Source organism: Dyella sp., assembly GCF_035503745.1.
Lineage (GTDB): Bacteria > Pseudomonadota > Gammaproteobacteria > Xanthomonadales > Rhodanobacteraceae > Dyella_B.
Window position 1 is genome coordinate 115,030 of record NZ_DATJTC010000005.1, and the last position, 10,478, is coordinate 125,507.

Genomic DNA, 10,478 nt, shown 5'->3' on the forward strand with positions numbered 1-10,478 from the left:
CCATTCTTGTCGGCAGCAGTCGCGTTACGATCGGAGCCCGCGTATAATCCTCTCTTTGCAGCGGGACTTATCGCATGCGCATCCTCGCCGAGGCCCTTACTTACGACGACGTCTATCTCGTCCCGGCCCATTCCCAAGTCTTGCCGCGCGACGTGGATACCTCCACCCGGCTCACGCGGAACCTCCGGTTGAATATCCCCATCGTGTCCGCCGCCATGGACACGGTCACCGAAGCCCGGCTGGCCATCACCATGGCGCAGAACGGCGGCATCGGCATCATCCACAAGAACATGACCGCCGAGCAGCAGGCCGCCGAAGTGCGCCTGGTGAAAAAATTCGAGGCCGGTGTCATTCGCAGTCCGATTACCGTGGGTCCGCATACGTCGATCCGCGATGTGCTCAAGCTCACCCGCGCGCACAACATTTCGGGTGTGCCGGTGGTCGAGGGCGAGCAACTGGTGGGCATCGTCACCAGCCGCGACCTGCGTTTCGAGCGCAAGCACGACGATCCGGTGCGCAACATCATGACGCGCCAGGACAAGCTCGTCACCGTGCGCGAAGGCGCCAGCCAGGACGACGTACTGCAGCTGCTGCATAAAAACCGCATTGAAAAAGTGCTGGTAGTCAACGACGCCTTTCAGTTGCGCGGTCTCATCACCGTCAAGGACATCCAGAAAGCCCGCGACAATCCCAACGCCGCCAAGGATGCGCATGAGCGCCTGGTGGTCGGCGCCGCAGTGGGCGTGGGCGGCGATACCGAGCAACGGGTCGAGGCGCTGGTCGATGCCGGTGTCGATGTCATTGTGGTCGATACGGCCCATGGTCATTCGCAGGGCGTGATCGAACGCGCCGGGTGGGTGAAGAAACGCTACCCGCAGGTGCAGGTGATCGCCGGCAACATCGTCACCGGCGAGGCCGCGCGCGCCTTGCTCGATGCCGGCGTCGATGCGGTCAAGGTGGGCGTCGGTCCCGGTTCGATCTGCACCACCCGCGTGGTTGCCGGCGTGGGCGTGCCGCAGATCACCGCCATCGACATGGTGGCCACCGCGCTGAAGGACGAAATTCCGCTGATCGCCGACGGCGGCATCCGCTATTCGGGCGATATTCCCAAGGCGCTGGCGGCTGGTGCATCTACGGTGATGCTCGGTTCGATGTTCGCCGGCACCGAGGAATCCCCGGGCGAGGTCGAGCTGTTCCAGGGGCGTTCGTACAAGAGCTACCGCGGCATGGGTTCGCTCGGCGCGATGGCGCTGGGCTCCAAGGATCGCTACTTCCAGGACGAAGCCGACGCCGACAAGCTGGTGCCCGAAGGCATCGAAGGTCGCGTGCCGTACCGCGGTCCGCTGCGCAACATCATCCACCAGCTGATCGGTGGCCTGCGTGCCTCGATGGGTTATCTGGGCGCGGCGACCATCGACGAGGTGCGTAACAAGGCGCAGTTCGTCAAAGTGACCTCGGCCGGTGTCACCGAAGCGCATCCGCACGATATCCAGATCACCAAGGAAGCGCCGAATTACCGGCTGAATTCGTGATCGCCCGGGGCGCCTTTTCGCTCGACGTTCCGGCAGGCGTGCCAAGCGCACGGCATCTTCGCGCCACGCATCTCAACGTCGTCCCGGTCTGTACCGGGATGACGCCGGGCTAGCCCATCCTTCATCCTTTTCATGACCTCGCCGCCATGACCAACATCCATAGCGACAAGATCCTCATCCTCGATTTCGGCGCGCAGTACACGCAGCTCATTGCGCGACGCATTCGCGAGATCGGCGTCTACTGTGAAATCTGGGCCTGGGATCACAACCCGGCCGAGATCGCGGCGTTCGGCGCAAAGGGCATCATTCTTTCCGGCGGTCCGGAATCGACGACGCTGCACGGCGCGCCGGCCGCACCGCAGGAAGTGTTCGATTCGGGCTTGCCGATCCTGGGCATCTGCTACGGCATGCAGACGCTTGCCGCACAGCTGGGCGGCGCCACCGAGGCCGCCGATGCGCGCGAGTTCGGTCATGCACGCGTCGACGTGGTGGCGGCGGACAAACTCTTCGCCGGGCTCAGCGACCACGCGTCCATGCACGCGCTGGACGTATGGATGAGCCACGGCGACCATGTCGCCAAGGCGCCGCCGGGTTTCACGATCACGGCCACCACCGACCGTATCCCGGTCGCCGCGATGTCGAACGAGGCCAAGCGCTGGTACGGCGTGCAGTTCCATCCGGAAGTTACCCACACCAAGCAGGGCAATGCCTTGCTCAAGCGCTTTGTCACCGAGATCTGCGGCTGCCGGACATTGTGGACCGCGGCGCACATCATCGACGACCAGATTGCGCGCGTGCGCGAGCAGGTCGGCCAGGACCACGTCTTGCTGGGCCTCTCCGGCGGCGTCGATTCGTCCGTCGTGGCGGCCCTGCTGCATCGTGCGATCGGCAGCCAGCTGACCTGCGTATTCGTCGACACCGGCCTGCTGCGCTGGCAGGAAGGCGACCAGGTGATGGCCACCATGGCCGAGCACATGGGCGTAAAGGTGATCCGCGTGAACGCCGCCGAGCGTTACTTCCAGGCGCTGGAAGGCGTGGCCGATCCGGAAGCCAAGCGCAAGATCATCGGCCGCCTGTTCGTGGATATCTTCGACGAGGAGTCGGCCAAGGTCACCGCCGCCGGCAACGGCCACGTGAAGTGGCTGGCGCAGGGCACCATCTACCCGGACGTGATCGAGTCGGCCGGCAGTAAGACCGGCAAGGCGCACGTCATCAAGAGCCATCACAACGTGGGTGGCCTGCCCGAGCACATGAAGCTCAAGCTGGTCGAGCCGCTGCGCGAGCTGTTCAAGGACGAAGTGCGGCGCATCGGCGTCGAACTGGGGCTGCCGCGCGAAATGGTCTACCGCCATCCGTTCCCCGGGCCGGGGCTGGGCGTGCGCATCCTGGGCGAAGTGAAGCCCGAATACGCCGAGCTGCTGGCGCGTGCCGACGCGATCTTCATCGAGGAGCTGCGCAAGGACGACCTCTACGACACCGTCAGCCAAGCCTTCGCGGTGTTCCTGCCGGTGAAATCGGTCGGCGTGGTGGGCGATGCCCGTGCCTATGAATGGGTCATCGCCTTGCGCGCGGTGGAGACCATCGACTTCATGACAGCGCACTGGGCGCATCTGCCGTACGAGTTCCTTGGTCGAGTTTCAAACAGAATTATCAATGAGTTGCGCGGTGTTTCTCGCGTTGTTTACGATATAAGCGGCAAGCCGCCGGCAACCATTGAGTGGGAATAGCAAGATCAATCACTTAGCGCGCAAACGGCGCCGGCCTGTCTTGCTGCTTACTTTAAGAATTACATATAAACCATTGAAATGGTTGATGAACTAATCAGCTCGACAGCAGCGGCCGCGTTCAGCGACGAGGACGCTACCTATATGCGGCGTGCGCTGCAGCTGGCCGAACATGCCCGAGACGCCGAAAACGAGGTTCCGGTGGGGGCCGTGCTGGTGCAGGACGGCCAGATCGTGGGCCTGGGTTGGAATCGCAACATCACCCTGCACGATCCCACTGCGCACGCCGAAATCATGGCTTTGCGCGCGGCGGGCGAGAAGCTCGCCAATTACCGCATCGTCGGTGCCACGTTGTATGTCACGCTGGAGCCCTGCGCGATGTGCGCCATGGCGCTGGTCCACGCACGGATCGGCCGGGTCGTCTATGGCGCCACCGATCCCAAGACCGGTGCTGCCGGCAGCGTGTTCGACACGCTGGTTTCGGAACGCCACAACCATCGCATCGAGGTGCAGGGCGGATTGCTGGCGGACGAATCCTCGACCCTGTTACGCGAGTTCTTCCGCGCGCGGCGTTGAAGCGTCGCCGGACAGGAACGCCAGCGCTTCGGCGCACGGCTGCTGGATCTTCAGCTGCAGCAGCGGATCGGCACGGGTACGCCCCAGGTTGACCGCGGCGATCGGCTTGCCCGCCTTGGCGGCCGCGTGCGCGAAGCGGTAGCCGGAGAAAACCATCAGTGAGGATCCCACCACCAGCATGGCGTCGGCCTCATCCAGTGCCTGCATGGCCACGGCGACCCGCTCGCGTGGGACGTTTTCGCCGAAAAACACTACGTCAGGCTTCAGGATGCCGCCGCAATGCGGGCAGGGCGGTACGGCAAAGCTGCTGAAATCGTGGCCATCGAGGTCTGCGTCGCCGTCGGGCGCATCGGCCGCATCCAGTTGCGCCCAGGCGGGATTGGAGGACAGCAGCAGCTGCTGGAAGGCCTGGCGCGGCGAACGATGCTCGCAACCCATGCAGCGCACCGTGTCGAGCCGGCCGTGCATGTCGAGCACATCGCGGCTGCCCGCACGCTGGTGCAGTCCATCCACGTTTTGGGTCATCAGCAAACGCAATTTGCCCTGTTGCTCAAGCCGGACCAGGGCATGGTGCGTGCCGTTCGGCTGGGCATGCCCAAATCGACGCCAGCCCACCAGACTGCGTGCCCAGTAGCGCTTGCGCGTCGTTTCCTCGCCCATGAACGCCTGATACGTTACCGGCTGCGCGCGCTTCCAACTGCCGTCGGCATCCCGATAGTCGGGAATCCCCGAGTCGGTGCTGCAGCCGGCGCCCGTCAATACGAACAGGCGGCGGTGTTCGGCGATGAAATGCCGTAGGGCCAGCGGATCGTTTTCCGTGCGCATCGTTTTTAAAGAAACTCGTGCGAAAGTCTTCGATTATGGCGTGATGGGAACAGGCGGCGTTGAAATGCGCGCGATCAAGCATTAAAACGCGGCATTAACATCTTCGCTTCCCAAGGGGAAACATCATGAAGGTGCTTCTATATGGTGCCACCGGCATGGTCGGACAAGGCGTATTGCGCGAGTGCCTGCTGGCGCCCGACGTGACGCTGGTGCAGACGGTGGGGCGCACGCCTACCGGGCAGCAGCACCCCAAGCTCAAGGAGCTGGTGCAGCGCGACCTGTTCGACTCCCTCCCCATGGCCGCCGAGCTTAGCGGTTTCGATGCCTGTTTCTTTTGCCTGGGCGTTTCATCCGCCGGCATGACCGAAGCGGACTACGTGCATCTGACCTACGACCTCACGCTTTCGGTTGCCCAGATCCTGGCGAGTCTCAACCCGGGGATGACCTTGGTGTATGTATCGGGCGCCGGCACCGACAGCAGCGAGCAAAAGGGCAGCATGTGGGCGAGGGTGAAGGGGCGCACTGAGAACGCCTTGCAGCGATTGCCGTTCAAAGCCGTGTACCTGTTTCGCCCGGGCGTGATCCAGCCGTTGCACGGCATCCGTTCCAAAACCGGTTCGTATCAGCTCTTTTACAGCTTGAGCAAGCCGTTCCTGACGCCGTTGCGTGCACTTTTTCCCAACACGATTCTTTCCACCGAAATCATGGGGCGGGCCATGCTGGCCGTGGCGCGGCGGGGTGCGGCCAAGGCCGTGCTGGAAGCGCCGGACATACGGGCCCTGGCCGTGTCGAACTGACGAATGGGTTGCTGCGTTGCCGCGCTATGCGGTGTTTGTCGCTTACGATCCGTGAGCCACGAATGGTGTCACTTTGATTTAGGTGCAAATAGTGACACCTTTCGGCGCTTATGGAAGACGCGCATCGGCGAAGGTCTCTCCCCTGCGGCGGTCGGTGCGATCGTGCAGCAACGCACCGCGAAAGCGAAACTCGAGGGGGGCTTCGGCGGGCGTAGTCTGCGCTCGGGCTTCATCACCGAAGGCGGTCGCCGTGGTGTGGCGCTGCCTGCGCTGATGGCCATGACGGAGCACCGCGCGGTGGCTACTAGCGTGATCGGCTATTTCCAGGCCGGCGGGGTCGCCGACAATCCCGCGGCACGGTTGCTGGCGACGATGTCGACTGACGACTTCTATCGATGTCAAGGGTGCTCTTGCAGGGTGACAAAACGGCATCGGGCAATGGGTTGCCCGACCGGGCAAAAAATTGCCCGTTTGAAACATCGCAAAATCAATTGCTTGAACACAAGCGGGCAACCCATTGCCCGATGCCCCTGAAAATGTGGGTGTTTCGCGCGGCAAGTGCGCACTTAACGGCAACAACATGCCGTCACGTTTCTTGCTAAGTTATTGATAAATAGAGGCATGGCCGGCTTTGCGCCATGTTGGCACGGCGATTGCTGACAGCCCCATTGTCATCCGCCATGGATGGCACCGCACGCCATGAGGTGCGCGGTGACGACAATGCAGTTACATCATGCCAACACCCGCCTATATCAGCATCACCGGTAAGACCCAGGGCAATATCACCAAGGGCGCCTTCACTGCCGACTCCGTCGGCAACGTCTACGTGGAAGGTCACGAAGACCAGATCCTCGTGCAGGAAATCGAGCATCGCGTTACGGCGCCTACCGATCCACAGAGCGGTCAGCCGTCGGGCCAGCGTGTGCACAAGCCACTCGTATTCACCTGTGCGCTCAACAAGGCCGTGCCGCTGATGTATCAGTCACTCGCCTCCGGCGAGATGTTGCCGAATGTCGAAGTGCAGTGGTTCCGGACCTCGGTCGACGGTAAGCAGGAGCATTCTTCACCACCAAGCTGGAAGACGCCTCCATCGTGGACATCACCACCGTGCTGCCGCACGCGCAGGATGGCTCGAAGTCCGACTACACCCAGCTGATCAAGGTGGCGCTGGCGTACCGCAAGATCTCCTGGACCCACTCCATCGCCGGCACCGAGGCCTCGGACGACTGGCGTAAGCCGATGGAAACCTAAGCGCGTGAAGGGACAGCGTGGCTCGTCAGGCCACGGGCCGCGCTGTCGTTCGATTCCAGGACCATCGACCACCGTATCACGACTCGCCAGGAGGCTTCATGCCGCGCCAATCGGATCTACGCTTTTCCTTCTCCGTGTCCAGCCAAGGAGGACGACCTCTCGAACTCGATGTCGTGAGCTTCACCTTGCGCGAAGCCTTGAACACCCCGTTTCTGCTGACGCTCCAACTCAGCAGTACAAGTCCCGAGATCGACTTCGCCAGAGTGCTTGAACACGGCGCCACGTTGACCATCTGGCGTGGCGAGCAAGCGGTGCGTTACGTCCATGGTGTGATCAGTTCGTTTTCGCAAAAGGACAGCACCGCACGACGCTCCCATTACGCGGCCACGGTAGAGCCGCTGCTCGCCCGCGCCGATCTGCGCAGTGACTGGCGCATCTACCAGCTCCAAACCACTCCGACCACGCTCGCCCAGGCCGTCGCGCGTTCCGGCGAACGGGATATCGACACGCACTATCGGCGCGAACACCCGCCTGTCGACTACTGCGTGCAGCCGGGCGAGACCGATCTCCATTTCGTTAACCGCCTGTGCGCCGAATACGGCGTCTACTACGCCTACCGCTTCGACGCCCAGGGGGCGAAGCTCGCGCTGGGTGACTGCTTGTACGAGCACGGCGTCATCCCGGGCGGTCCGGTCATCTATAACGCCACGCCCGGGGGGGATCAGGCGATACCGTGCCTGAGCTCGTTCCAGTACACCGAAACCGTGCGTACCGCACGGCAGGTACAGACCCACTACGACCACCGTCACCCGCAGTACAACCATCGCGTCGCCCAGGTCGGCCGCAACCTCGCGCACCAGGCGAACGACTACGAAAAATATAGCTATCCCGGTCGTTACGTCGATGATGATGCCTTTGGCAAAGCCAAGACCGATGCGCGCTTACTGGGGTTGCGCGGCGATGCACAGATTGCCGCCATCAAGGGCGATGACGCACGTCTGGTTCCCGGGTTGGCGTTTGACCTGGAAGGCCACGGCCGGGAAAGCTGGAATCGTGGATGGCGGGTGTTGAGCCTGACGCATACCGGCACCCAAACCACCAGCCAGGAAGAGGATGGCGCGGACGCCACCGTCGGCACCCACTACGCGGTCGAAGGGAACGTCATCCCAGATGATGTGGAATGGAGGGCACCGTCGTTGCCTCGCCCCCTGATCGATGGGCCGCAGATCGCCACCGTCGTCGGGCCCGCCGGGGAAGAGGTTTTTTGCAACGACCAAGGCGAGGTGCGGGTGCAGTTCGCCTGGGATCTCTACGGCCAGCGTGACGAGCACAGTTCCTGCTGGGTGCGCGTGGGCCAGGGATGGGCCGGCGCCGGCTACGGCATGCTGGCCATTCCGCGTGTCGGTCAGGAAGTGCTCATTGCCTTCGAGTCCGGCGATGCGGATACCCCGATCATCATTTCCCGGCTGCATAACTCGCTTCAACCCACGCCCTATGAACTGCCACGCTATCTGACCCGCACGGTCATGAAGACGCAGACTGTTAAAGGCCAGGGAAGCAACGAACTGCGGTTTGACGATCTTGCGGGCAACGAAGAAATCTACGTCCATGCGCAGAAAGACCAGAATATCGTCATCAACAACGACGAAACCACCCGTATCGGGCGAGACCGCAAAGAGAACGTAGCGAACGACGAAATCATCGCTATTGGGCATGACCGCACTGAAAACGTTACCAACGACGAGCAGGTGACGATCGGCCACGACCGCAAACACACCGTCGGCCAGGACAACACGCTCAGCATCACCCGCAACCATACCACCACCATCGGTAAGGATCGCGTCGAAGACGTGGGCAATCAACGCATCGACAAAACCGGTGGCGACCACACCATCACCACCGGAGGCCATGTAGATCACCGCGTGCAAGGCCAACTGCAACTTCAAGTCGGACAGCGCATCACGTACACCACCAAGCAATTGGTGCTCAATCTGGACGAGTTCGTCGTGAACACGCCAGGTGGCGTACTCCGCATCAATGCCCATGGCGCCCACTTCCAAGGCGTGGCACACAAAGTGGAGGCGGGTGTGATTGACCTGGTCGATGGCAGTGGTGGTGCGTCGATGATGATCGATGGCAAACCGCAGACCTCGTTGCCCATCGACTTGACCGACCTCTTCCTTTCTCGTTGACCCAGCGCGTACAGGATGGCGCATGCTTATCAGCTACCCCTTTCTCACCCCCAGCTCCTCCGACGATTACGTCCAGGCCCCCAACGACTTGAGCCATTTGGGCGAACTCACCGGCGCCGGTATTTTTCCGCTCACGCAAGGCATCGAATGGCATGGCGGGTCGCACTGGCGCGGCCCCGCACTCGCGGGTCAAGTGCAGCCCGTGCGCGCCATCGCCGATGGTGAAGTGGTGTTTGCCCGCGCCAGTGATGGCAAGCCCACTAACAATGACGCACTTAAGCAACATCCGCTGTGGTATTCCACCGGCTGGACCAGCAACGGCGTGGTGATCCTCAAACACACGACCGAGATCGGCGAGAACGTCGGTGTGACGTTCTATTCGATCTACCAGCATATGGACACGCTGCAGGACGTCGGTGCGGCGGGTCACCAGCACGCATTGACCCAGGGCGACAAGGTTTACCGCAAAGATGTGATCGGCACTGCGGGGTTCATTTACGGTCAGCCGCACCACATCCACATCGAAATCGTCGCCGACCGCGCCAATACCGCCTTGCTCATGGGGCGTGACCACGATGAGCTGAGGTCCCCACAGGGCCGCACGTCTTGTGTGTGGGGTGATACGCACATTGTCGTGCCGGCCGACGTACCGATTTACGAGGCTGACCCCACGGCGGCCACGGTGGCTTTTCGCATCCCCACGTTGCACGTGACGGCCGCTAGCGTCGAAGCCCTGTTCCATACCCCAATTGCACGTCTACGCGCCTTGACCAAGCCCGTGAGTGGGCTGGACGACCCGAGCGACAGCGACGCGAAGTGGTTTAGCAAGCGCAACGGCGACTACCAGCACGCCCAACATCCTGGCAGCGAACCGACTGACGAGCAGCGCACCATCCAGGTGCCACTGCTCTACGGCGCGGCGGTTGATACCGCCCCTAACAGCCCGCAGCGCACGCAATTGCCAGCGCGCTACTTCGCCAAGGAGGTTGGCCGCACGCCCCACGACATCCTGGTCACGTTGTCCGAAGCCCATGGCAAACTCACCGTTACCACCCGCCTCGAACTGGGGGGCACCCCCGAGACCGTTCAGGAGAAGGGCGCTTATGACCTCTACGAACGCAGCCTCAAGGCGTCTCCAGGTTGTCCCAGCGCCGGCTACGAGATGCTGCGCTTTGGGCGCATCTTGGGGCCGGATCAAGCCGCCGCGAGCGATCTGCATATGGGCCGTTTGCCGCATTTTCGGCCGATCGCTTTTACCAGCGCGCAGGGGCAACGGGTGGAGGGGTTTATCGACCTCAATGCCGAAGACGTCAATGTCTTCAGCGATGCGGATTTTCCACACTGGGATGGCTGGACGTTTATTGCCGATGATGTCGCTGTCGATAGCCGCGCCCGCTCCACGATGCTGCTGGACTTGATCGACCCGCCGTCGACGACACCCGCCGCGCCCTCGGCGACGCTACCCACGCCCGAACAAGTGCGTCAGCAAAAACAAGCTCGGCTGGTGCGCATTCAAGCCGCGTTGGCCAATGTCGACACGCAGAAGAAGCTGCGCAAGTGCGTGGTGACGATGGCCACGGA

10 protein-coding genes and 1 pseudogene are annotated in these 10,478 nt (G+C 62.4%); 9 read left to right on the forward strand and 2 right to left on the reverse strand.

Features of this window, described 5'->3' with window-relative positions:
* The first annotated feature begins 74 nt into the window (after nucleotides 1-74).
* The 3 genes from guaB to tadA all read left to right on the forward strand — a co-directional run bounded on the left by guaB (nucleotide 75) and on the right by tadA (nucleotide 3,832).
* Nucleotides 75-1,532, forward strand: coding sequence for an IMP dehydrogenase (guaB, locus tag VME63_RS01515; protein WP_325429531.1), 1,458 nt, complete (start codon nucleotides 75-77; stop codon nucleotides 1,530-1,532).
* A gap of 146 nt (nucleotides 1,533-1,678) precedes the next feature.
* On the forward strand, nucleotides 1,679-3,259 hold the full coding sequence (gene guaA, locus VME63_RS01520) for a glutamine-hydrolyzing GMP synthase (RefSeq protein ID WP_325429533.1): 1,581 nt from the start codon (nucleotides 1,679-1,681) through the stop codon (nucleotides 3,257-3,259).
* A 78-nt stretch (nucleotides 3,260-3,337) separates the two neighbouring features.
* Complete coding sequence (gene tadA, locus VME63_RS01525) at nucleotides 3,338-3,832, forward strand: tRNA adenosine(34) deaminase TadA (protein WP_325429535.1); 495 nt, start codon at nucleotides 3,338-3,340, stop codon at nucleotides 3,830-3,832.
* Here tadA and VME63_RS01530 read toward each other — a convergent pair.
* Nucleotides 3,803-4,657, reverse strand: coding sequence for an NAD-dependent protein deacetylase (locus tag VME63_RS01530; RefSeq protein ID WP_325429537.1), 855 nt, complete (start codon nucleotides 4,655-4,657; stop codon nucleotides 3,803-3,805). The genes tadA and VME63_RS01530 overlap by 30 nt on opposite strands.
* Before the next feature lie 125 nt (nucleotides 4,658-4,782).
* Here VME63_RS01530 and VME63_RS01535 point away from each other — a divergent pair, with 125 nt between their 5' ends.
* Nucleotides 4,783-5,454: an epimerase gene (locus VME63_RS01535; RefSeq protein ID WP_325429539.1), complete on the forward strand. Its 672-nt coding sequence runs from the start codon at nucleotides 4,783-4,785 to the stop codon at nucleotides 5,452-5,454.
* Between the two features lie 99 nt (nucleotides 5,455-5,553).
* A pseudogene (locus VME63_RS01540) lies at nucleotides 5,554-5,820 on the forward strand (integrase); the annotation flags it as partial.
* Between the two features lie 232 nt (nucleotides 5,821-6,052).
* On the opposite strand, the gene VME63_RS01545 reads toward VME63_RS01540, so the two are convergent.
* On the reverse strand, nucleotides 6,053-6,325 hold the full coding sequence (locus tag VME63_RS01545; RefSeq protein WP_325429555.1) for a hypothetical protein: 273 nt from the start codon (nucleotides 6,323-6,325) through the stop codon (nucleotides 6,053-6,055).
* On the opposite strand from VME63_RS01545, the gene tssD reads away from it, so the two are divergent.
* The 4 genes from tssD to VME63_RS01560 form a co-directional block, all read left to right on the forward strand.
* The gene (gene tssD, locus VME63_RS01550) at nucleotides 6,236-6,610 is read left to right on the forward strand and encodes a type VI secretion system tube protein TssD (RefSeq protein ID WP_345786032.1); all 375 of its coding nucleotides are present in this window, start codon (nucleotides 6,236-6,238) and stop codon (nucleotides 6,608-6,610) included. The two genes, VME63_RS01545 and tssD, sit on opposite strands and share 90 nt — an antisense overlap.
* Entirely contained in the window at nucleotides 6,547-6,705 is a 159-nt protein-coding gene (locus tag VME63_RS18405; RefSeq protein WP_345786031.1) for a hypothetical protein, read from the forward strand. The genes tssD and VME63_RS18405 overlap by 64 nt, the downstream gene beginning before the upstream one ends.
* 98 nt (nucleotides 6,706-6,803) lie before the next feature.
* On the forward strand, nucleotides 6,804-8,897 hold the full coding sequence (locus VME63_RS01555; RefSeq protein WP_325429541.1) for a type VI secretion system Vgr family protein: 2,094 nt from the start codon (nucleotides 6,804-6,806) through the stop codon (nucleotides 8,895-8,897).
* Nucleotides 8,898-8,919: 22 nt separating this feature from the next.
* A partial coding sequence (locus tag VME63_RS01560; RefSeq protein WP_325429543.1) for a M23 family metallopeptidase occupies nucleotides 8,920-10,478 on the forward strand: 1,559 nt, incomplete at its 3' end.

What these genes read in the sequence shown, in the direction of transcription:
- guaB (WP_325429531.1), top strand. Translation starts at nt 75, where the DNA reads ATGCGCATCCTCGCCGAGGCCCTTACTTACGACGACGTCTATCTCGTC.
- guaA (WP_325429533.1), top strand. Translation starts at nt 1,679, where the DNA reads ATGACCAACATCCATAGCGACAAGATCCTCATCCTCGATTTCGGCGCG.
- tadA (WP_325429535.1), top strand. Translation starts at nt 3,338, where the DNA reads ATGGTTGATGAACTAATCAGCTCGACAGCAGCGGCCGCGTTCAGCGAC.
- VME63_RS01530 (WP_325429537.1), bottom strand. Translation starts at nt 4,657, where the DNA reads ATGCGCACGGAAAACGATCCGCTGGCCCTACGGCATTTCATCGCCGAA.
- VME63_RS01535 (WP_325429539.1), top strand. Translation starts at nt 4,783, where the DNA reads ATGAAGGTGCTTCTATATGGTGCCACCGGCATGGTCGGACAAGGCGTA.
- VME63_RS01545 (WP_325429555.1), bottom strand. Translation starts at nt 6,325, where the DNA reads ATGCTCGATTTCCTGCACGAGGATCTGGTCTTCGTGACCTTCCACGTA.
- VME63_RS01555 (WP_325429541.1), top strand. Translation starts at nt 6,804, where the DNA reads ATGCCGCGCCAATCGGATCTACGCTTTTCCTTCTCCGTGTCCAGCCAA.